Origin of the sequence: Pseudoalteromonas sp. SR43-5, assembly GCF_014163835.1 — a bacterium.
Classification (GTDB): domain Bacteria; phylum Pseudomonadota; class Gammaproteobacteria; order Enterobacterales; family Alteromonadaceae; genus Pseudoalteromonas; species Pseudoalteromonas distincta.
Genome location: NZ_JACJEA010000026.1, coordinates 15,495 through 37,902, shown reverse-complemented (window position 1 = coordinate 37,902; position 22,408 = coordinate 15,495). Strand labels below are relative to the sequence as shown.

At 38.8% G+C, this 22,408-nt stretch carries 23 protein-coding genes; 14 read left to right on the top strand and 9 right to left on the bottom strand.

The features are described 5' to 3' along the window. Positions 1 to 39: 39 nt before the first annotated feature. The 5 genes from queE (at position 40) to H5090_RS15195 (ending at position 3,770) form a co-directional block, all read left to right on the top strand. Positions 40 to 705 (top strand): 7-carboxy-7-deazaguanine synthase QueE, encoded by a 666-nt coding sequence (queE, locus tag H5090_RS15215; protein WP_024591014.1) that lies wholly within the window; start codon positions 40 to 42, stop codon positions 703 to 705. Between the two features lie 226 nt (positions 706 to 931). Beyond that, a complete protein-coding gene (locus H5090_RS15210) occupies positions 932 to 1,675 on the top strand; it encodes a class I SAM-dependent methyltransferase (protein ID WP_182696120.1) in 744 nt (247 codons plus the stop codon). Positions 1,676 to 2,221: 546 nt separating this feature from the next. Continuing rightward, positions 2,222 to 2,521, top strand: coding sequence for a hypothetical protein (locus H5090_RS15205; protein WP_182696119.1), 300 nt, complete (start codon positions 2,222 to 2,224; stop codon positions 2,519 to 2,521). Continuing rightward, positions 2,518 to 3,093 carry a hypothetical protein gene (locus tag H5090_RS15200; RefSeq protein WP_182696118.1) on the top strand — a complete coding sequence of 192 codons (576 nt, stop codon included), beginning with the start codon at positions 2,518 to 2,520 and terminating at the stop codon, positions 3,091 to 3,093. The genes H5090_RS15205 and H5090_RS15200 overlap by 4 nt, the downstream gene beginning before the upstream one ends. A gap of 122 nt (positions 3,094 to 3,215) precedes the next feature. Continuing rightward, complete coding sequence (locus H5090_RS15195) at positions 3,216 to 3,770, top strand: hypothetical protein (protein ID WP_165721432.1); 555 nt, start codon at positions 3,216 to 3,218, stop codon at positions 3,768 to 3,770. Positions 3,771 to 3,954: 184 nt separating this feature from the next. On the opposite strand, the gene bcp is transcribed toward H5090_RS15195, so the two are convergent. Together bcp and H5090_RS15185 are read right to left on the bottom strand one after the other, a co-directional pair. Continuing rightward, positions 3,955 to 4,434, bottom strand: a complete 480-nt coding sequence (bcp, locus tag H5090_RS15190) for a thioredoxin-dependent thiol peroxidase (RefSeq protein WP_002963124.1) — start codon at positions 4,432 to 4,434, stop codon at positions 3,955 to 3,957. Positions 4,435 to 4,445: 11 nt separating this feature from the next. Next, positions 4,446 to 4,979: a glycine cleavage system protein R gene (locus H5090_RS15185; RefSeq protein WP_007583906.1), complete on the bottom strand. Its 534-nt coding sequence runs from the start codon at positions 4,977 to 4,979 to the stop codon at positions 4,446 to 4,448. A 358-nt stretch (positions 4,980 to 5,337) separates the two neighbouring features. Here H5090_RS15185 and bamC point away from each other — a divergent pair, with 358 nt between their 5' ends. After that, positions 5,338 to 6,399: an outer membrane protein assembly factor BamC gene (gene bamC, locus H5090_RS15180; protein WP_039487313.1), complete on the top strand. Its 1,062-nt coding sequence runs from the start codon at positions 5,338 to 5,340 to the stop codon at positions 6,397 to 6,399. 66 nt (positions 6,400 to 6,465) lie between these two features. Then, positions 6,466 to 7,836 carry a YjiH family protein gene (locus H5090_RS15175; RefSeq protein WP_182696117.1) on the top strand — a complete coding sequence of 457 codons (1,371 nt, stop codon included), beginning with the start codon at positions 6,466 to 6,468 and terminating at the stop codon, positions 7,834 to 7,836. Positions 7,837 to 7,888: 52 nt separating this feature from the next. On the opposite strand, the gene H5090_RS15170 is transcribed toward H5090_RS15175, so the two are convergent. Continuing rightward, on the bottom strand, positions 7,889 to 8,035 hold the full coding sequence (locus H5090_RS15170) for a DUF2897 family protein (RefSeq protein WP_076914920.1): 147 nt from the start codon (positions 8,033 to 8,035) through the stop codon (positions 7,889 to 7,891). Positions 8,036 to 8,124: 89 nt separating this feature from the next. Next, the gene (locus H5090_RS15165; RefSeq protein ID WP_182672816.1) at positions 8,125 to 8,661 is read right to left on the bottom strand and encodes an acyloxyacyl hydrolase; all 537 of its coding nucleotides are present in this window, start codon (positions 8,659 to 8,661) and stop codon (positions 8,125 to 8,127) included. A 245-nt stretch (positions 8,662 to 8,906) separates the two neighbouring features. Between H5090_RS15165 and H5090_RS15160 the strand changes: the two genes are divergently transcribed. Further along, a complete protein-coding gene (locus H5090_RS15160; protein ID WP_024595677.1) occupies positions 8,907 to 9,500 on the top strand; it encodes a phospholipid-binding protein MlaC in 594 nt (197 codons plus the stop codon). 357 nt (positions 9,501 to 9,857) lie between these two features. Beyond that, positions 9,858 to 11,195 (top strand): ankyrin repeat domain-containing protein, encoded by a 1,338-nt coding sequence (locus H5090_RS15155; protein ID WP_182672817.1) that lies wholly within the window; start codon positions 9,858 to 9,860, stop codon positions 11,193 to 11,195. An 80-nt stretch (positions 11,196 to 11,275) separates the two neighbouring features. On the opposite strand, the gene H5090_RS15150 is transcribed toward H5090_RS15155, so the two are convergent. Genes H5090_RS15150 through H5090_RS15130 form a run of 5 tightly spaced genes read right to left on the bottom strand, consistent with a single transcriptional unit; the run spans position 11,276 to position 14,795 of the window. Continuing rightward, the gene (locus tag H5090_RS15150; protein WP_024606586.1) at positions 11,276 to 11,719 is read right to left on the bottom strand and encodes a DUF2069 domain-containing protein; all 444 of its coding nucleotides are present in this window, start codon (positions 11,717 to 11,719) and stop codon (positions 11,276 to 11,278) included. Next, positions 11,716 to 12,270: an NAD(P)H:quinone oxidoreductase gene (gene wrbA / locus H5090_RS15145; protein ID WP_002961459.1), complete on the bottom strand. Its 555-nt coding sequence runs from the start codon at positions 12,268 to 12,270 to the stop codon at positions 11,716 to 11,718. Before wrbA ends, H5090_RS15150 begins: the two co-directional genes overlap by 4 nt. Beyond that, positions 12,270 to 12,617: an arsenate reductase (glutaredoxin) gene (arsC, locus tag H5090_RS15140; RefSeq protein WP_182696116.1), complete on the bottom strand. Its 348-nt coding sequence runs from the start codon at positions 12,615 to 12,617 to the stop codon at positions 12,270 to 12,272. Before arsC ends, wrbA begins: the two co-directional genes overlap by 1 nt. 53 nt (positions 12,618 to 12,670) lie before the next feature. Continuing rightward, a complete protein-coding gene (locus H5090_RS15135; RefSeq protein ID WP_039487326.1) occupies positions 12,671 to 14,128 on the bottom strand; it encodes a M48 family metalloprotease in 1,458 nt (485 codons plus the stop codon). Between the two features lies 1 nt (position 14,129). Then, positions 14,130 to 14,795: a hypothetical protein gene (locus H5090_RS15130; protein WP_024597628.1), complete on the bottom strand. Its 666-nt coding sequence runs from the start codon at positions 14,793 to 14,795 to the stop codon at positions 14,130 to 14,132. Between the two features lie 145 nt (positions 14,796 to 14,940). Between H5090_RS15130 and H5090_RS15125 the strand changes: the two genes are divergently transcribed. The 5 genes from H5090_RS15125 to zwf all read left to right on the top strand — a co-directional run bounded on the left by H5090_RS15125 (position 14,941) and on the right by zwf (position 22,408). After that, entirely contained in the window at positions 14,941 to 15,159 is a 219-nt protein-coding gene (locus tag H5090_RS15125; protein WP_002961455.1) for a sulfurtransferase TusA family protein, read from the top strand. Beyond that, the gene (locus tag H5090_RS15120; protein ID WP_024606584.1) at positions 15,152 to 16,228 is read left to right on the top strand and encodes an AI-2E family transporter; all 1,077 of its coding nucleotides are present in this window, start codon (positions 15,152 to 15,154) and stop codon (positions 16,226 to 16,228) included. The genes H5090_RS15125 and H5090_RS15120 overlap by 8 nt, the downstream gene beginning before the upstream one ends. A 135-nt stretch (positions 16,229 to 16,363) precedes the next feature. After that, positions 16,364 to 18,619, top strand: a complete 2,256-nt coding sequence (locus H5090_RS15115; RefSeq protein ID WP_182696115.1) for an aminotransferase class V-fold PLP-dependent enzyme — start codon at positions 16,364 to 16,366, stop codon at positions 18,617 to 18,619. A gap of 400 nt (positions 18,620 to 19,019) precedes the next feature. Continuing rightward, the gene (pgi, locus tag H5090_RS15110; RefSeq protein WP_039487336.1) at positions 19,020 to 20,666 is read left to right on the top strand and encodes a glucose-6-phosphate isomerase; all 1,647 of its coding nucleotides are present in this window, start codon (positions 19,020 to 19,022) and stop codon (positions 20,664 to 20,666) included. Positions 20,667 to 20,935: 269 nt separating this feature from the next. After that, the gene (gene zwf, locus H5090_RS15105) at positions 20,936 to 22,408 is read left to right on the top strand and encodes a glucose-6-phosphate dehydrogenase (RefSeq protein ID WP_182696114.1); all 1,473 of its coding nucleotides are present in this window, start codon (positions 20,936 to 20,938) and stop codon (positions 22,406 to 22,408) included.

Here is a 22,408-nt window from a genome sequence, read left to right as displayed (position 1 = left end):
AGTAGCAATTTGGCTGCTAGGTAGTAAGTGAGATCTCTTTTGTACAAAATTAATGAAGTGTTTGAAACCATTCAAGGTGAAGCTAGCTTTACTGGCACACCCTCAATATTTTTACGTCTGCAAGGCTGCCCTGTAGGCTGCTCTTGGTGCGACACCAAGCAAACGTGGGATGTTGATAATGTATATAAAGTATCGCTGGATGAAACCGTAGAAAAAAAAGCCGACTCAGATCATTGGGCTAACGCCAGTGCAGAGCAAATTTTAGCTTTGTTTCAATCACGTGGTTACACCGCAAAGCATGTTGTAATTACTGGCGGCGAGCCATGCATGTTTGATTTAAATCCAGTATGTAACTTATTACACGAACACGGGTTTAGCACACAAATAGAAACCAGCGGCACGTTTGAAATACTCGCCCCAGAGCAAACATGGGTAACGGTATCGCCAAAAATCAATATGCGCGGCGGCTATGAAGTACTTACCAGTGCAATGAAGCGTGCCAATGAAATTAAACACCCCGTTGCCATGCAAAAGCATGTAGAAGAGTTAGAAGAATTATTTGCTAAAACAGGCGTTAACCCTAAGCTTGTTTACTTACAGCCAATTAGCCAAAAAGTATCAGCAACTAAACTCGCAATCGACACCTGCATTGCCAAAAACTGGCGCCTATCAATACAAGTACATAAGTATTTAGGAATTAGTTAAAGCCAGTTTAAAGTTATAGTACGTATGTTGGGTAGAGCGTAGCGAAACCCAACGAATCTCCAATTCCACACCGTTTTATAACAACGCTCTATAATATTTAAATACGTAGGCCGGATAAGCGAAGCGCCATCCGACAACACTAAAACTCATATCTTCTTCGCTAATAGCCATAACTAGTTTACTATGCGCGACTTAAAAATATTCTACTACTTACCACTAGGCTTATATGTCCGAAAACGCGCTTTACACCGACCTTTCTGATTACTACGACTTAATGTGTGCAGATATTAATTATCAAGCCCAAAGCAATTCTATTCACAGGCTGCACCAAATTTTTGGTAATGGCGCAAACACCCATCTAGATTTAGCATGTGGCACCGGCCCGCATGTACGCCACTTTATTGATTACGGCTATAAAAGTAGTGGGCTTGATTTAAACCAGCCAATGCTCGATAAAGCAAAAGCTCGTTGCCCAGAAGCGCAATTTTCATTGCAAAACATGAGTGAATTTAAGGTCGCTGAGCACTTGGATTTAATTACCTGCTTTTTGTATTCAATCCATTACTGCGACGGCATTAATAAGTTAAAAGAATGCCTTGCCAGCGTACACAGCGCATTAAACGTAGGTGGAATATTTTGTTTTAACACGGTTGATAAAAACAAAATCGACAGCGATTCATTTGTAGAGCACACAGCAACAAGCGAAAATAGCTTCTTCACATTTCGATCTGGCTGGCACTACAGTGGCACTGGCAGCAAACAGTTATTAAAACTCAGCATAGAAAAAACCACCGCAGATAAAACACTCGTATGGCACGACGAGCACCCAATGGTCGCTTTTACTTACACCGAGCTTAAAGAAGCCTTAAAGCCGTACTTCGAAATCCACATATTTGAACATGACTACGACAAAATAACCCCATGGGCAGAGCGCTCAGGCAACGCCATTTTTGTCTGCGTAAAAATTTAAGTTAAACACCCATCAAGAAGAGATACAAGTTTGGGTAGAGCGTAGCGAAACCCAACGAATCTCCAATACCACGCCCCAATAACCCCGCATTATATATTTGAAAACGTAGGTCGGATAAGCGAAGCGCCATCCGACACAGTAGCTTGTTTAAGTTTCGGCGAATATAAACAGCTAATTAATTATGATGTATGAAGTCAAGATTTGACCCCTTTGGTTTTTTGGTTTCATAACGGTACTTTGTATTATAAAATAGTTAAAAATAGTAATAGAAGGCCTAAATGATCATGATGTGTGAAGTCAGAATTTGACCTTCTTGGTTCAGCGTTAAGTTAAATTTCCTAGGTTGAGTTGAGTGCAACGAAACTCAATACAACGATAAAAGCTTTATTAACACGTCTTCCGAACTTAGAGTTCCAACCGCGTGCGAATAGAAAGCTGAAATCAATTAATCATGCTTATGTAGTCAAGGTTTTATCTCTTTTTTAGGAGGCCTAGTAAGTCGCTCTATTCGAATCTACTGCCTGAATATAAAGGACAAGTTAAATTATGGACAAAGAAAAATTAAAACCAAGACACAAGCAATTCTTTAAGGTTGACGAAACAGTTGGTTTGCATGAAAATTTCTCATTTCGCCTTGCTATTTTTTTACCTGTAGTGATAGCAGCCTTAATAATCTCGGTATTTTCATTTCAGTTGTGGCTTAAGGGGGAATTTAGATTTGTATTTTCTCAGCCTGAAGTATCAGCTTTCATAAAATATTTTACTTTCCCAATTTCATTACTTTCACTTAGCATAGTTTTGGAGTTATGGTTGCGAGATTTCATTCTTCTAAGCAAAAGTCCGTGAGTAATGAGATTACGTTAAAAAATAACGCTGTTAATTATTTCTATAAAACACATGAAGAGTTTGAAAAATATTGCACCAAGCTAGTGAATTCGAATGAAAACCATTTTAAAAATATCAGATCGGATACTTGTTACGCGAGCCTATTTAGTTCAAGTATGCCTGAAGCACCATCTATGATTGCTAGTGAGAGCTTCTTTAGAGCTATCGAAAGTTTCTATAGTGTTTATGCTGATAACTTTATCAATTACTTGGATAGCAGTGAATATTATTTGGCAAAATCAAGAAGTACCAGAAAGATGGGTCCAAAGCACGACTTTAGTAAAGGGTTAGAAAGTAAGTTAAACAGACTAGGGGTAAGGTTTAGCTTTATTGGCTCCGTAGCTGAACTAACCAATGTAGAAGAAGATCTTTCAAATTTTTACTGTTCTATATTCGAGCTTTTCAACTTTCCGGGTTTAGATAATCGCCTTTATGCAAATGAAAGACTTAATAACATCCATCGTAAGTGGACAACATTTATAAAGAATCACCCTAAGTACATTGGGATTAAGAGCTTAGCCCCCCAAGACTGATATAATATTTCCAATATTGAATAAATTCGTTCAGTTTACAACTGAGCGGGTTTTTTATGTCTGTATTTTGAAAGGAAGCCCACCATGATATTATTTATCCTTCAGTTAATTAAGGGAATAGTATGAAAAAACCAGATTTTATAACAGTTATAGCCATTGTTTTATGCGTTAGTGCTGGGGCAATTATAGGGCAAAGCTTTTCTTTTGAAGTGAAACTAAGTGACCTAATAGCTCTTACCGCTACACTGATTACTTTCACTTTTGCTTATTTTGGCTTCAAGTCCAACAACGCTCAGTATATAAACTCAATTACGCCTATAGTCACTAAGTTTGAATTGGGGCATAACAATAATTATACATATACTATTTTCGTTAATAATCATGGTACGGGTCCAGCACTCAACGTCGATCTAAATGTTTTAGTTGATGGTGAAAAATATACACTAGCTGATTTTTTGAATTTATTGGTCAATCGATTTGGTGACATGGAAAATAGGTATAGTCATCCTGCAGTGTTAGCGGCTAGCAGAGAGTATGAGGTCTTAAGCCTTAAAGCAAAAGATAACTTACAGTACGATAAAATACACAACATACTAAAAAAATCAGAGCTAACAGTACAATTTGATTCGATTCAGCAACGAGAGTTTAAAGAAATGTTTTTACTAGGCTTTGAATAGTAATATTCCTATTTTAAAACCCGATTCTTGCGGGGTTGTCCCCTTTAGAACAATTAATTAAACGTTCGATCATGCTTTTACTTAACCAAAATACTTAATAACTAGCATAAAAAAAGCGTTGCCCTTGAGCAACGCTTTTCTGTATTTGTCTAATAGCTGGTAGCTAACTTACTCTGCAGCAAGATTATTCCGCCGCTAAGTAATCCAACACTACTTGATGGTGATCTTTGGTTTTAAACTTATCAAATAGATGTTTTATTTTACCGTCTTGGCCTACTAAAAATGTCAGGCGGTGAATACCATCGTACTCTTTACCCATAAATTTTTTGTAGCCCCATACACCAAATGCTTCAGCAATGGCGTGGTCTTCATCGGCTAACAAATCAAAATTAAGCTCTTTTTTAGTTTCAAAGTTTTTAAGGCGCTTAATTGGATCTGGGCTAATACCTACAACGCGGGTGTTAAATTTAGCAAGCTGTGCTTGCTCATCGCGTAGGTTTTCGGCTTGTACAGTACAGCCCGGCGTTGACGCTTTAGGGTAAAAGTACACGAGTACTTGTTGCTCTTTTAACAGCTCGCTTAATGTTACTGTTTCGTCGTTTTGGTTTTGTAGGCTAAAAGCGGGTGCAGTATCGCCAGCTTGTAATGGACTAATTGTGTTCATGTTTAGCATCCTTAACGAATTCGTTTAAAAATATAATCTACGTTTAGTGTGTGAGAAAGGCTCTCAAAACTAATTTTAAATTGATCTATATCTACATCAACAGGTATGTTGAATTCAAGTTCACAACGCATTTTAATGTTGTCTTCTTGGGAATAAGTGTCTGACTTAAGTGAGCAAATACTAATATTATTGTCGGCAAAAAAGCGCGTTACTTTGCTCAATGTACCAGGGGTGTCTATGCCTGTATATTCTAGTGTGTAACCTGCACAAAACTCGCTAGGAGTATGACTTGCTGTACGCTTCATCATGGTTAGCAGGCCAAGTTCCATGGCTTTAGTGGGCAGTACGTGCTCTATGCGGCTTATTGCCGACATGTCGCCGCTAAGTAGCATTATGAAGGTAAATTCGCAGCCTAAAATAGCAATACGGCTGTCAATAATGTTGCAGTGGCAATCGCTAACCAGTTGGGTTAGTTCACTTACTATACCGGGTCTGTCTTCGCCAATCGCTGTTAAAACAATTTGATGATTTGAAAATGCAGTCATGAGTTCAAATACCTTGTTACTTGGATTATATCAACCGAGTTGGCAACACCAAAAATACACACAAGAAGTTGCACGGCGGCGAAGTTTAACACAAAAAGGGCTCTAAACTACAGCACACGCTAATTAAGCGCTTTTAAAGTGCGGTGTTTCTTGTTTTTACTGGCACGGGAAAGTACCATAGCTAAAATTTGCTTATTTGCGCTTAGTTGCTTACTAAGTTGAAGTGCTGAACTTTATTGCATTTAGGCAGCCAAATAATAAATGTAAAGTTAATATTGATTTTACACTGAACCAAATCGGTATTACCCACTCATATATTTGTTAAAACAATTAAAGGGTATGCTAAGGAGAAATATCTGTGCAGTATTGGATCCCAAAAGCACTTGCAGTAAGTGTATTGGTAAGTTTATCAGGGTGTAGTGTATTTATTAATAAGGCACATGACGAGCGTAATTATCGTACGCATGAGCCTGTAAAAGCACCAGCGTCGTTATCTCAACCAGCTCAAGACCCAGTTTATAAAATGGATGTAGGTCAATACGACAATAATCCTGAAGCTACAAATTACCGCCCACCGGCACAAGTATTAACAATTGCGAAAGGCAGTTGGGTAGAAGAGACAGATAAACAAGCGCGTATTTATTTTGATAAAAACGATGGCATTGCTGATTTAGATGAATTTCTTTGGGACACGATTAAATCTGTCCTAGCTGATAATAATGCAGGAACCACTAAAGAAGATAAGCTACTTGGTATTATTGAAACTGATTGGTACTCAATCATTAAAACCGAAGAAGGTTTTTGGTGGTGGGGCGATGAAGTTAACGATGATTTAGAAAAGTTTAGGTTCACTATTGAAGAAAAATCACATCAACGCACTGCGTCTTTACGTGTAGAGCTGATTGATTTTAAAGGTGATAAAACGCTAACAGACTTACTCAAGCAGCAGCTAGAAGTACGTGCGCTTAACCAAGTAGTAAGCGAGTTTGATTACCGTTACCGTCAACTTGAAGTTGATATGCGTAAACGCCAAGGTATTATTTCTCTTGAAATGGGCTTTGACAATAAAGGTAATGCAGCACTTGTAACTGAGCAATCTTACGACGCTGTGTTTGACCGTTTCTCTGGGTTTTTAGAGCGCTTGTCGTTCTCTATTGTTGAAATTAACCCAGATACGGGCTTAATTACTGCAGATTATACTAAACCAGAAACAAGCGTTTGGGATTCAATTTGGGGTGATGACGTAGCTCAACTACCTATTGATGAAGGCCAATACCAAATTTTAGTAAGTAAAACTAAAGAAGGCGGTACTAGCTTAACGTGGATGGATGATAAAGGCGAAACGCTTGAGCCAGGTACTATGAATGGTTTACAACAAGCATTAGAAGCAGCACTCATTCAGCGCGGCATTAAAATTTAAATAATAATAAGTTTTACCACAAAAAGAGCGCTATGCTCTTTTTGTGGTTTTTATAGGTTAAACAATATGTCTCAGCTACCTGAACGTTCACACTATACGTGGCGCACTTGGTTTACTTTTTTGGTTCCTTCGTTAATTGGTGTGTTTTTATTTATGACACCCATTAATACGTCGCAAGGGATGACCATTCCTATTGCCGTTATGGCAAAAGCGGTTCAAGCAATGATGCTTGGCTCTGCTCAAGCAATTATTACCCTCATTATTTGTATTACAGGGGTTATTTCTGTAATTACTAAAGTGTTTAAACCCGCCGCTATATGTAACTCACCTTTGTTAAAGCATTTATTTGATGTGAGCTGGACATGGCTGGTGGTACGCTTATTTGGTATGGCGTTTGGTTTGATGACGTACTTAAGCCTAGGCAGCGAGATGATTACCTCGGCCAATACTGGCGCGCTGGTATTAAATGACTTATTGCCTGTGTTGTTTTCGGTATTTATTTTAGCGGGCTTATTACTGCCGCTATTAATTAACTTTGGTCTATTAGAGCTTGCTGGTACGTTAATGACCAAAGTAATGCGCCCTGTATTTGGTGTACCAGGTAGAAGCGCGGTTGACTGTACTGCATCGTGGTTAGGTGATGGCAGTGTGGGTATTTTGATGACTGCAAGGCAGTACGATCAAAAGCACTATACACAACGCGAAGCGGCTATTATTGGTACTACGTTTTCAGCGGTTTCAATTACATTTAGTTTAGTGGTGCTTGGGCAAGTTAAACTTGAATACCTATTTGCACCGTTTTACGCAACGGTATGTTTAGCCGGTATTGTTGCCGCTATTATTGTGCCGCGATTACCGCCACTGCGCTTTAAAAAAGACTTACTCATTGATGGCACTGAGCCAGATAGAGACGCTGAAACAATTCCGGGTCATAAAACCTTATTTGGCCATTCGTTAGATGTTGCACTAGCTAAAGCAGATAACTCAACGGGTGTTAAAGGCACTATAGAAGAGGGCGTACATAATGCGCTTGATATGGTGTTTGGTGTGTTACCTGTAGTTATGGCGGTAGGCACATTTGCACTGATCATTGCTGAGCATACGCCTATATTTCAGTATTTAGGTATGCCGTTTGTGCCATTTTTAGAGCTATTGCAAGTACCCGAAGCAGCCGCAGCGTCGCAAACTATCATGGTTGGCTTTGCTGATATGTTTATTCCGTCAATATTAGCAGCAGGGACTATTGAAAGTGATGTAACGCGCTTTATTATTGCCGCAATGAGTGTAACTCAGCTTATTTATATGTCTGAGGTAGGTGCACTTTTACTCGGCAGTAAAATACCGGTAAATATTTTAGAGCTATTTATTATATTTATTTTGCGAACGCTAATTACTTTACCTGTTATTGCGCTAATGGCGCATTGGCTAGTAGGCTAAATTAGCAAAAATATATTTAGCGAATTGGTATTATTGAAAAAGCCCTGATTGATCAGGGCTTTTTTGTGTCTGTTGTATTTTTTATATTGGCGTTGGGCTTTATAAACTCCTGTTTTGCAGAGAGTCTAATCAGCGCAATATTACCAATGATAATGGCAAAAACAACAGCGACAATAATTACAATATGCCAAGTTTGCATCGCAGTATCACCTAAACTTTAGTACTTTTAAGTGTGACCGCTTTGCGCTATAACAGCAATTAATTTACTCAAAAATACAATCAATAACGTTAAAAACGTCTCGCTACCGAAAGCGTTAAAAAGTTAAGCCCAGGGTTTGGCTCTTTAAAGCCTGCGTTTGAATAGTGAATAACGCGAAGGGCAACATTGGTGTGGCCAAAATCGGCTACAAGGCCTATGCGGTCTTCAAACTGGTAGTGAGTACTTATGTTTTTACCGGCAAACTGCGTTTCATCAATCAGTGATACACCAATGCCTGCTTCTACATAAAATGGGGTGTTGTTAAAACTAAAAGCAGGAAATTGCAGTACAGGCGACATAGCAAGTACTAGGTTTGATTGTGTTTCATCGCCGTGGCGGTATTCCCACATGTTTACGCTGGTTTCAAAGTAAAAGCGTGCATCACCAATAAGGTTTTGCATACCAGGTGCATGATACTGATACGCAAGCTTAACGCCGTTTACGTTACCTTCGCCTTTGAGAAAGTCAACGGCATAACCGTGGTCCGATTGAGCAAAAGCAAGCTTGCCAAAAAGTGAAACTACTAATACAAAAGAGATAATAAGTGTTTTAAGTGACGTTTTCATAGGTGCCAAATGTTTGTTTGATTTAAGTTGATAACTAAATGATAAGGGCGGCCTGTTAACAATTACAATGAGGACAAAATGCCGGTTGTATATGAGCTGTTAATGGAGTTTTCTAACTGCTTGAATTTATTTTATTTATTTGATTGGTGCTAATTGAGCATTAATAAGTTGCTTATTTGTGCCTTTTTTATTGCGTATAGTTCGCGTAAATTACAGCCATCTTAATCACACAGACATATACAATTATGAAACTCTTTAAACTATTCGTTTTAGCCACTGCTTTTTTTAGCAGTTCGTTATTTGCACAAGCTCAGCAATCACCAGATCAGTTACTTGAATCGGTAGCTGACAAGCTTTTTGCAGATATTGGCCAAGTAAACTCAAAAGGTACAGCCAGCAAAGACGCGATGGCTGCCATTGTTGAAAAACGTTTAATGCCACATATTGACGTTAAGTTTGTGTCGTTTAAATTATTAGGTAAACACATTAAAGGTATTGAGCGCGAGCAAGCTGTTCAATTTATAGATGCAGTAGAGCATTACTTAACAGGCACATACGCCGGTGCACTAATGAAGTACACGGGTCAAAAAGTAGTATTTGAGCGTAATAACGCAAAAAGTGACTCTGAGTACGCAACAGTTAATACGCAAATTATTGAGCCAAATGCGCCTACTATCGACTTAAGCTTTAAGCTTCGTTTAGGTAAAAACAATGAGTGGAAAGTATACGATATTGTTGCTGAAGGCATTTCACTATTAAGTGCTAAACAAAAAGAGATTATTCAACGCATTTCTGATGTGGGTTTAGAGCAAGTTATTAGCGAGTTAAAAAGTAAATAGACTATTTGTCTGGCTCTGATTAAGCCCAACTCCAACCTCAAAAACGGCCAATTACTTATGTACTTGGCCGTTTTTATATTTTTGCTAAGGACAATACCAATCCACAGTAATACTTAATCATTTAGAGCAACTAAATAACGAAATTTTTGCCTTGCTATCACACGGTTTTCTACCTCAAAATAAATCACTTAATTAAGCGAATTGGTATAATCCTAAAGGATTGTTGTTATTGCGTAATTTTGCGCTAGCAGCAAAACAAAGGTGTGCTAGAATATCGGCACTTTGATTAAGCGTGGTGTCAGCTTAAAACTGATATAACTTACCACCCCCAAGCCACACTGGAGTTGTGTTGTTTTAATGGAAAATGTACTGATTTGGCCAAAGGAATACCCATTACTTATTAAAGGACTGGTAGAACAAAACGGTGCCTTTATTTTAGATGCTTTGGAAGCTTGGCCTGCTTGTCGTTCTACAAATGAAGACGATGGTGTATGCACCACCGTGCTGCCACCTATTTATTATTTGGCATGGCTAACCCCGCTGGAGCCATTTGAAGAATGTTACTTTCAACATATCTCTGAATATGACGAAGACGCACAAGCGTATATTAGTGCGGTTAAAAGCCATTACTACGATAATGAATACACCCCTGAAAGCCTAGTACTTATGCTGTGCCAGCGCCTTGAAAAATACGCAAGCGTGGCTGCACAAAATACCATAGATACGCCACTGTCTTTAGTTGATTTATTTTTTAGTAAACGCTATTTCACCTTAATTGAGCATGCGTTAAATAATAAAAGTAAACTCTCGGCAAAGGACACATTAGCGCTTTGGAAAGAAGTTGATTTTAGAGAGCGCCTAAGTGCGTTTATTCCAGAGTCTATTGCTGACTTGGATACCCTTTGTGAACTTGCCAGCGAAAAAGTAGCTGCGGGTAAAGACTATTTTACGCTGCTGACGCAGGTTTCTCCTGATGTTGACTCTGTTGTTCTCTTAGAAAAAGCTTTGCTTACTCATTTACGTAAAAAAACAGCTAAGCAAACAATGGCTATGCGTTTTATTGAACAAGGCGCTACTGGTGTACTTGCTGATGAAAACAATAAAACAGCCTTTATGTGGGCCGCCGAAAAAGGCTTTGTAAATGTGGTTGAAACGCTACTTGCAAAGCAAGACAAAAAAGCGACAGATAACTTAGGTAATACTGCGCTTCATTATGCTGTGTTTGCTAAAAATGAGTCGTTAATGGTGCTGCTTATTAAAGCCGGATACGATTTTAGAGCACGTAATAAAGAAGGTTTAAGCTGTTACCGTTTAGCGGTGAGTATTAAAGCTAATAACTTAGTTAAATGTTTAGAGCGTGACTTTGGTATTAAAGAACTTTCGCCAGAAGGGCAGTTCGATCGCATTAAAAAAGTGCATGTGCTACATGCTATTGTGACTATATTGCTGCCTTTACAGTTGTTTTTCTTTTTTGATGAAACCCTCTCAATTAAAAGTGAGCTGACGCTGGGTTTAACTATGACTGCGGTGATTTGTTTTTTCTTTGCGACCACATTAAAGCGCTGTGCGCTATATCCACATATTAAACACCCTTGGGGTTTATTTGTGCTTAGAGGCTTTTCGTTTATTAGCTTAATTGCTCAAATAGGGTTGGCGAGTATTGTGGTGCTAGCTGCCTTGAGCGATTTAGTTTAGCTAGTTTTAAACAATTAATAAAAAACGCGCTTAAAGTAATTTAAGCGCGTTTTTTTGTATATAGCGTTTATGGTTAAGCCTTATTTACCGTGCTCATTTGCTGCTTTTTCTTCAGCTAATTCTTCTTTAAGCTTACGGATTTTTAAACCTTGTTCTTGTCCACGATGTCTTGCGTAGTAAGTACAACCAATAAACATAGATGATGCAAATACCAGTTCTAACAACACCCAAATTAATTCATCTGGTGCTGCCCACAGCATGGTAAGACCGTGGATAAAATAAAGCATTACAATAAAGTTAGCCCACGCATAGGTGTATGTGTTGTCTTGAATTATGCCTCTTAGCGGCAGCAGTAAAGGAATGATAGGAAAAAACAATGACACCCAACTAGTATTACCGTCTAGAGGGGGTACAAAATACATCCACAAAGGAATCAGAATAAGTAAACCAACATAGCCAAATAGTGCTGCACGTTGAAATTTTACCGTAATCGGCTTTTTAGCTGGATTGTCAGCTGTAGTCATTTAAGTTTTCTCGCAATGTGAGTAAGGCGTTTACCAACGCTTTGGCATATTTTAATTTCGTCTTTGCTTAGCTGTGCACTATTAGCGCTGCCAGCGACGTGTGTTGCACCGTATGGTGTTCCACCAGTTTGTGTTGCAAGTAGTTCGGGCACATCGTATGGCACACCCATAAGCATCATGCCGTGGTGTAATAGTGGCAAAGATAAGTTAAGTAAGGTTGCTTCATTTCCACCATGCATACTACTTGATGACGAAAATACACACGCTGGCTTATCGATTAATTGGCCTTTTAGCCACAAATCGCTGGTGGTTTCCCAAAAGCTTTTTGCTTGAGAGGCCATCATGCCAAATCGGGTTGGTGTACCAAATGCTAAACCATCGCAATTTATTAAATCATCTTTGGTGATCACAATATCGTGCGCATTTTTAGCCACAAAGGTGCGAAGTAGTGCACTAGCACCTTGTTGCTCTATCGACTCTGCTATCTCGTGAGCCATTGCTTCAACTGAGCCATGGCTTGAGTGATAAAGCACCACTATGGTTGCACTCATTATAAAACGCTTAGTACGTTTTCTGGTGGACGACCAATCGCTGCTTTATTGTTATTAACTACGATAGGGCGTTCAATCAATTTTGGGTATTTAACCATAGCGTTAATAAGTGCATCCTCATTTGTTTCATCTTTCAAATTAAGCGCTTTGTAGTCATCTTCTTTTGTGCGCATCATTTCACGTACGGATGAAAAACCAAGTTGGATTACAAGCGTTGAAATTTGCTCGTGAGTAAGAGGGTTTTTTAAATACTCTACAACACTTGGCTCTATCGCTTTACTTTGCAGTAGCGCTAGCGTTTCGCGTGATTTAGAACAACGTGGGTTGTGGTAAATAGTAACAGACATAAAATGATTCCAAAGTGTGAATTGCGTCTATTTTAGGGTAAGCGCTTGCAGACTTAAAGTCTTGCAAGCTCTTTTTGTAAAAGTCGATACTGGGTAAGTAGTGCTTTTAAACGCTGTTGCTTTACAAGTTCGGTTGGCTCTACGAAGTTAAGTGCTTTTTGTACTTCGTCTGCGGCTTTTAAATAAGCACCGTATTGAGCCAATACATCGGCGTTCGCTTCGTGATATGAGGCTAATTTATCTTGTTTTTTATACGCATCAGCCAGAAGTTGCTTACCTAGGTTATGATCTGGCTTTTCGAGTAAAAAACTCTTCAAAATATTTTCGGCTAGTTCATATTGCTCAGCTTCAAGTGCTGCGTTGGCATAGTTGAGCGTAATTACCTGATTATTAGGGCGATACTGATTTAAGTCGGCTAAAAATTTTACGGCTTCATCTGCCTTTTTTTGCGCGATGAGTAAATCGGTATGGGTATCTATATAAAATAGGTTTTTAGGATCGTTTTTTAAAAGCTCATCTAGTATTGGGGCTGCTTCATCAAGCTTTTTTTGATCAAGTAAGCTAATAGCTAAACCGTACTTTAAAGCGGTGTTATCGTAGCTATTTTCGCGAAGTCGTTTTCTAAATAGGTCTTCGGCGTTTTCTGGTTTGTTGTCGTAGCGCGCAAGCACGCGGCTTTTAGCTAAATTAAACTCAAGACTGGCACTCATATGACGCACAGGAAATTGCTCTGCACGCAAACGCACATCTGATACTCGGCTCTCTGGTAATGGGTGAGTAAGTAAAAACGCAGGTGGTTTATATTTATAACGAATTTGCGCGGCAAGTTTAGTTAAAAATTCGCTCGATGCACGTGCATCAAAGCCTGCATTGTTAAGCGTTTGCATGCCTATGCGGTCAGCTTCTTGCTCGGCTGAGCGACTATGCGTTAACTGACTAAAAGCAGATTGTGTTTGGCTGGCAGATATAATCGCAATACCCGCATCTGGTGCAACAACGGTTGCTAATATGCCGGCTATCATACCGGCAATAGTCAGCGCGCTGTTATCTTGTTGTTGCTGTATTCTTCGTGCTAAGTGGCGCTGTGTTACGTGAGCAATTTCGTGACCAAGCACTGAGGCAAACTGGCTCTCGTTATCGGCTTGAGCTATTAACCCTGTATGTACGCCTACATGGCCGCCATAAAAGGCGAAGGCATTTATTTCTGAGTTGTTTATCCAAAAAAACGAAAACGGAAAGCGCACGTCATTAGCATTAGCAACGAGTTTACGGCCAATAGTTGTGAGGTATTCATCAAGCACTGGGTCATTTATTACTGGTGATGAGCCTCGTATTTGCATCATCATTACTTCGCCAATGGCTTGTTCTTTTTCGAGTGGCAGTGCTTGTAATGCAGATGTTCCTAAATCAGGAAGCGTAAAGTTGGTTTGCGCTTTTAAAGGTTCGCTTATTAATAAGCTAAACGTAAGCGCAGCACTGCATAAAGTGATAAATGCTGATTTTAGCTGCATTTTATTCCTTGTTAATTTGTTCGCCAATTGCAATTTTGGCTATGTCTATTTCGTCACTGCTTGCACGGCTGTCTTTTTCGCACAATTGGTATAGTTCTTTTATTGTGACTCCATCAAGCTTTACAACGTTCAATTCTCGCTGCAAAAAAGTAATAATTTTATGTACTACTTTGTGTGCATGTAAAATAATGGCTTTATCTGCTTTGTCGCCCCGTTCAAAATAAAAGCCAATAAATTTATGTAACTGACTTATTCTGATCAAGTTTTTCATTGAATGTGGGTCCCACACTCTAAATTCCATAAAGCGATTGTTTTTTATGTATTGATCAACAATAACATCTTTAGCATAAGGCTGTGCCCATAGCTCAAAGCCTCTGTCGGTAAACACTTGGTGCAGCGCAATACGTGGCTTATGTTTGGTATGTATTTCACCTAAGTTATCTTCATAGCCTTCTAATAAATCTAAGTTCCAATTACGTTTATCTAAAAGTTGTTTAACTGCATTGTCGAACCCATGATCTAAAATTCCTTCTGATTCGCTTATTGATGAGGCAACAAGGTGATAAAAAGGAGGTAGTTCGCCCCAATTAATCTGCTTTTTAAACCAATTAATCTCTTTGAGTGTTGGATTACTTGGTAGTTGCGCTTTATTATGCGTGCCAGGCATTAACTTATCCTTACTGCTAGTTATGTTATAAGGATAAACTATTGCAGGAATTGTTTTAACAAAAAGTTACAACGGTTTGAGTATATAAATACGTAGACCGTAAATATGCGACTTATTATTCATTTACTATACGGATAAAGTAGTTATGGTAGAGCGCGATTTAAAAGAGTTTAAGTGTCCTCAGCAGTTTGTGCAGTTTAAGCTTGCGCTTCGAAGTGCACAGTCATCAAAACAACGCATCACTTTTAGTCTGAACAAAGGTGAAAGTGCGAACGACATTGAACGTTTTTTGCAAAAAAATGCTTATAGTTACAATTTTGATAAACAACGTGGGTTGTTATTAGTGGAGCCATTACATGTTTGAATACGTAAAAACATGGTACGAAAGGAAGTTCTCGGATCCTCATTCGTCTACCTTATTATTTTTATTATTGGTATCAGTTGCCTTACTTTACTTTTTTGGCGCGTTAATTGTTCCTGTGCTTGTTGCACTGGTTATCGCTTATTTACTAGATTGGCCGGTTGTTCATTTAGAGCGTGTTGGCTTAAAACGTTTTACTGCAACAATTATTGTAATGTTGATATTTATTAGCATTATGCTCACTCTTATTTTAGTTATTGGCCCAGTGCTTTGGAAGCAAACCAGTAACTTAGTGCAAGAAACACCGCATATGCTAGAGCAGGGGAAGTCTTATTTAATGGCTTTACCTGAACAATACCCAAGTTTAATTAATATAGAACAAGTACAAGCTATTGTTGCAACCGTAGAAGCTAAAATTATTGAGTTTGGTCAAGCGGTGTTATCGTTTTCACTTACGTCTTTAAAAGATGTTGTTGCTTGGCTTATATATTTGGTACTTGTGCCGTTACTGGTGTTTTTTATGCTTAAAGATAAGCTGGAGCTGACAGGGAGTATAGCTAAACTGATCCCGCAGCAACGACGCTTGATTTTACAAGTGTGGAACGAAATGAACCAACAAATTATGAATTACATTCGCGGTAAAGTATTCGAAATTTTAATTGTTGGTGGTGTGTCTTTCATTGCATTTACTGTTTTAGATTTGCGCTATGCAGCTTTACTTGGTGTGCTTGTTGGCTTTTCGGTATTAATTCCATTTATTGGCGCGGCACTCGTCACTATTCCGGTAGCGGCAGTTGCACTGTTTCAGTTTGGATTAGAAACGCAGTTTTGGACCATTTTAATTATTTATGGAATTATTCAAGCGCTTGATGGCAATGTACTTGTACCGCTGTTGTTTTCTGAGGCAGTTGATTTAAATCCGGTATTTATAATTGTCGCGGTATTATTTTTTGGTGGCTTATGGGGGTTTTGGGGCGTATTTTTTGCCATCCCGTTGGCCTCATTAGTAAAAGCGCTAATAACAGCTTGGTCGTCAACGCACGAAGAGATCAGCAAAGAGCTCAGTGAATAGTTAAGCAAACAGACTTTTAGTTTAAAAAAGCATAGTAAACGCACCTCTAGTGCTAATTGATTATTACTCATTACCTGTAAATTTATGTACTATTGGTAATAAGATATATTTTTTAGTAATAAGGTGCGTTTTTTAATGTCTGAGTTTTTATTGCACGATGAGCCAGTAAAACAAGTTTACCTTGATGCAAATGCAACGACCCCTGTGTTGCCTTGTATTGCTGATGTTGTTTCTCATACCATGCAAATATGTTTTGGTAATCCTTCAAGCCCGCATATCACAGGTATTCAAGCCAAGCATTTATTAGAACAAACACGTCAAAAGGCACGCACGGTTATTGGCGCAACTAATGGCGATATCCTATTTACCTCTGGTGCAACGGAGGGTATTCAAACTGCGGTGGTTTCTACATTAATTAATGCTAAAAAGCAGTCTATTAAAAACCCTGTATTATTATATGGCGCAACTGAGCATAAAGCGGTGCCAAATACACTTAAACATTGGAATAGCGTACTTGACGTTAATGCTGAGGTGCTTGCTATTCCGGTTGATAGTAACGGTATTTTAGATTTAGATTTTATCGCAGAGCATATTAATAACGCTTTGATGATTTGCACCATGGCCGTTAATAACGAAACCGGTGTATATCAAGATTTACCCGCTATAGAGCAGGTGATCCGTAGCCGTAACAAAAATGTATCGTGGATGGTGGATTGCGTACAGGCACTCGGTAAACAAGCGCTCGCACTGAGTAATACAACTATTGATTACGCTCCTTTTTCGGGGCATAAGCTTTACGCACCTAAAGGTATTGGCTTTTTATATATTCGTAGTGGCAGTGCGTATACACCTTTTATAGCGGGTGGCGGTCAAGAAAGTGGAATGCGTTCAGGCACCGAAAACCTAACCGGTATTGCAGGGTTAAACAAACTATTTAGTATGTTGCTTGATAAATCAGACGATACATTTAAACCAATTAGCACACTAAACTCTTATCGAAGCCAGTTACAAAGCGCGATAAAAGACACCTTTGGCGATATTACATTCAATCATGATTTTGCTTATAGCGTGCCTACCACACTTAACTTTGCGGTAAACGATTTAACGAGCAAAGAAGTGATTGATTTATTTGATGCTGCGGGCATTCGCGTAAGTGGTGGCTCGGCTTGTAGTACGGGCGCATCAACAAGTTTTGTTTTAGATGCAATGGGTGCAAGTAAGTGGCAAAGTGAAAATGCGATTAGGCTATCGTTTGGACCTGCGGCAACACAACACGATATTGATGATGCTTGTGTGCGGATTCGCGCTCTTAAAGCAATACTACAGGCTAACTGTTTAATTGTATCTGATAGCACTACACCACAACAAGAGGTTTGCGCACTTGGCCTTACTCAGTTTAGGCACCAAGGAGCATGTAGTTGGCTTTATGTAAGCGATGATAAGCGCGCAGTTATAATAGACCCGATTGTTGAGCTTATTCCGCGTTTTGAAAAAATAGCCAATACACAAAACTTAACTATATCAGCGGTGCTTAATACTCATCTGCATCAAGAGCGAGAGTCAGCGACTAATTTATTAACCAGCGTTCTTGCATCAAGAGTTGTAAAAGGTGAGGTTGATGCTTTAGGTTGGCCACTAAATGCCGAAAGTATTAGCTTAGCAAATGACGTACTTGAAAAAATAGCGACACCTGGGCACAGCAAAGATAGCGTAAGTTATTTATTAAAAAATAGTAATGGCGAAACGCGTTATTGTTTTTGTGGTGATTTAATTTTGCCTGCAGGGCTTGGCAATACATCGCTTATAGGTGGGGATGCAAAAGCAATGGCACGCTCTATTTTAGCAATAAGCGAGAAACTTAATAGCACCAGCATTATTTGCTCAGGGCACGACTACCAACAATGTTTTGCCATGAACTGGGCTGTACAACAAAACCAAACGCCATTACTTAATGCGTTAGTAAGCGGCAGTATTTCAGCTGATGAATTTACAATACAAAAGCAGCAGTACGACGCTTCAAAGCAAGTAAATAACACGCAATTGTGTGGTTATGTAAATGCATTGCCTGAGATTGATACACAGCAATTAAATTTTGATGACGCTAAAGCAATGTTAAACACCAGCGATGTGTATTTAATAGATACTCGGGAGCCGTATGAACATGGAGCAAATAATGTTGCTCAGTTATTTAATACACTTGATGAAAAAACATTAAATATACCGCTTAGCAGAATGGCAAATGCGGTATTTGAAGGGCAGTTAAGTAAAAATAACAACTATATTTTATTATGCCGCAGTGGTAACCGCTCAAAGATTGCTGCGAGCAATTTAATGCAGCTAGGATACAAAACTGTTTATAACCTAAGTGGTGGGCTAGCGCTTAGTAATTAAGCAAAGATTTTAATTTATACAAAATCGGCTTTAGAGCCGATTTTTTGTTTTTAAGGTTTATTTGTTTGCAAGGCAAACAATTACAGTAATTAGTGAATAACTATGAAAAGTAATTAGCAGCGCTTATAAAAATTCATTAATATTTCATTTTGATTGATTAAGCTATGCCGTTGCCTTTAAAATTACAGGTAAATTAATTTATAAAATTTTTATGATACCGGTGTCAAAAGCTAAAAATTGCGTTATCATCTGCACATAAAATTATAAAAACAGCACTTTTTTTGCATTTTTAGTTATACTATTTGCGCTTTAATTTAGTGTGAATAAGTAGTATTAAGAGTTTTGCTTTTATAAAAAACATTTTTAAATCAATTGATTGAAAAAAATAGAGGATATTTCCATGTCTAACCGAACGCAACTAGCAAGTTGGCAAGCACTAGAACAAAGTGCAGCTAAGATGAAACAAACACATCTAAAAACGTTATTTGCACAAGATGACACGCGCTTTTCTCAGTTTTCTACTCAAGTACCCGGCGTATTATTCGACTATTCTAAGCAACTTATTGATAACGATGTTTTTGCTAACTTAATGTCGCTTGCTAAAGAATGCGATATTGCATCGTGGCGCGATAAAATGTTTAGCGGTGAAAAAATAAATATCACTGAGGACCGCTCAGTTTTGCATACGGCACTTCGTAATCGTGCCCACACTCCATTAATTGTTGATGGCGAAAACGTGACACAAGCCGTAGACAACGAATTAGCTAAAATTAAAGTGTTTGTAGAAAAAGTTCGTAGCGGTAAATGGTTAGGCTATACCGGCAAAGCGGTAAAAGATGTTGTAAGTATTGGTGTTGGTGGCTCTAATCTTGGTCCACAAATGGCAACTGAGGCATTAAAAGCACTCGCTGATGATACGTTAAATGTTCACTACGTATCTAATGCTGACGGTGTACAAATTTCGTCTATATTAAAAGCCATTGACCCTGAAACAACATTATTTGTTATTTCGTCAAAAACATTTACTACGTCAGAAACCATGACAAACGCAAAGACGGCGGTTGACTGGTTTTTACAAACAACAAAAGATGAAAGTACAATTGCAAAGCATTTTGTTGCAGTAAGTACAAATTTAGAAAAAACGGCAGCCTTTGGTATCAGCGACGAAAACGTATTCACTATGTGGGATTGGGTTGGTGGTCGCTTTTCACTTTGGAGTGCGATAGGCTTACCAATTGCTTTATATTTAGGCTACGACGCCTTTGAAGCAATTTTAGAAGGTGCGTTTGAAATAGACGAGCACTTTAAATCTGCGCCGTTTGAGCAAAATATACCATTAATTATGGCATTGCTTAGTGTATGGAATACGAGCTTTTTAGGTTATACAGCGCAAGCTATATTACCGTACGATCAAGCACTGCATATGTTGCCTGCGTATTTACAGCAAGGCGAAATGGAAAGTAACGGTAAACACGTTAACTTTGCAGGCGAAACGGTACCTTATACTACAGTTCCAATTATTTGGGGCATGACGGGTATTAATGGTCAGCATGCCTTTTATCAGTGTTTACACCAAGGTAATGTAATTGTACCTGCAGATTTTATTGCATCAGTTAAGCCACAAGTGAATGTTGATAAGCATCACGATATTTTATTATCGAACTTCTTTGCACAAACAGAAGCGATGATGAGTGGTGTAGATGCAGCGCAAGTTACAGCTGATTTAACCGCTAAGGGTAAATCGCAAGCAGAGATTGATGAGTTATTAAATCATAAAATTCATCAAGGCAATCGTCCTACAACGTCTATGCTATTAGATACAGTAGATGCTAAAACAGTGGGCCGTTTAATTGCACTGTATGAGCATAAGATATTTTGCCAAGGCATTATTTTAGAAATATGCTCGTTTGACCAATGGGGTGTAGAGCTGGGTAAAGGTTTAGCATCTAAAATTGAGAGTGAACTCACTGATGATAGCGTGAAACACGCTCATGATAGTTCTACAAACGGCTTAATGGCGTACTACAAACAAAACCGTACGCAGTAAAAAATTCGCTTACGCAAGTAAGTAAACCGAGTACCTTTGAACGGGTAGCGCTGGAGTGCTTAGGGTCTGTATTTTTGTGAGAGGAGATACAGGGCCCCTAAGGCTCATTTAATAAGCGCAATGATAAACAATAATAATAAATCATCGATACAGAACAATTCAGCAGGCTTTTATTTAAATACAGCTATAAAAGCCATCTAATCTAGCAATAAATAGGCATACCCGCGCATTTACAAAATGTACTGGGTATCACAACGTAGAGAGTAACTATGCTTAATCCTTTTGATATTATAATTTTTGGGGGCGGTGGTGATCTTGCGTTACGCAAATTGCTACCTGCAATGTACAGAGCATATCAAGAAGGTAACTTACCTGAAGGCTCACGTATCCTACCAACAGTGCGCGAAGAATCGAAACGTGCTGAATACATAGAAACAGCGCATAAAGCATTACAAGAATTTTTAAGCAAAGGTGAGTTTAACGCTAAAGATTGGAAAGCGTTTTCTACTTTTTTAGTGCCAGTGGTAAGTAATGTTACAGAAGCAGACGACAACTGGGATGTGCTAAAAGGCATTTTAGATGAGCACGAAAGCACTAAGTCTCGCGTGTTTTACTTATCGCTTCCGCCTGCTGTTTACGGCACATGTTGTGAAATATTATCGACTAAAGGTTTAATTACACCTACATCACGCGTTGTTGTTGAAAAGCCAATTGGTTATTGCGGTGATTCTGCTGAAGCAATTAATGGAAAAATTGCAGAGTTTTTTAATGAAGAACAAATTTTCCGTATTGACCATTACTTAGGTAAAGAAACAGTACAAAACTTAATGGCGCTGCGTTTTTCAAACTCATTGTTTGAAAATATGTGGGATGCTAAATCTATTGATAATATTCAAATTAGCTTGTCAGAAACGGTTGGTCTTGAAAGCCGCGCTGGTTTTTATGATAAAGCCGGTGCACTTCGTGACATGGTTCAAAACCACTTATTACAACTACTTTGCTTAGTTGCAATGGAGTCGCCTAATAAGCTAAACGCTAACAGCATTCGTAACGAAAAACTAAAAGTATTAGAAGCACTTCGCCCGCTTGTAGATGGTGATGTTGATGAAAATATTGTTCGTGGTCAATACGTACCAGGTGACTTAAACGGTAAAATTGTACCGGGTTACTTAGAAGAGCTAAATGAAGGTTCTAGTAAAACAGAAACGTTTGTAGCTATTCGCGCGCATATTGATAACTGGCGCTGGGCAGGTGTTCCATTTTACCTTCGTACGGGTAAACGTATGGCTAAGCGCTGTGCAGAAATTGTGGTTGAATACAAAAAAGTATCTCACAATATCTACGAAGATAACGTGGGCAATATCGAGCCGAATCGCCTTGTTATTCGTTTGCAGCCAGAGGAAACAATTCAACTAACGCTTATGTCTAAGCGCCTTGATAATCTTCAAATGCAACTTGAGCCAGTAACAATGAATATTGAGCTTTCACAAGCTTACAGCAATGGTTTCCATTCAGATGCGTACAAGCGTTTAATGCTTGATGCTGCTGCAAATAACCCATCGTTATTTATTCACCGTGATGAAGTGCGCCAAGCGTGGAAGTGGATTGATCCAATTATTGATAGATGGCAAGGCAAAGGCAAACCTGCGCTTTACCGTTCTGGTAGTTGGGGACCTGATGATGCTGATGAATTATTAGCAGAAAACAACCACGTATGGTTTAACACAGGCGATAAGGTATAA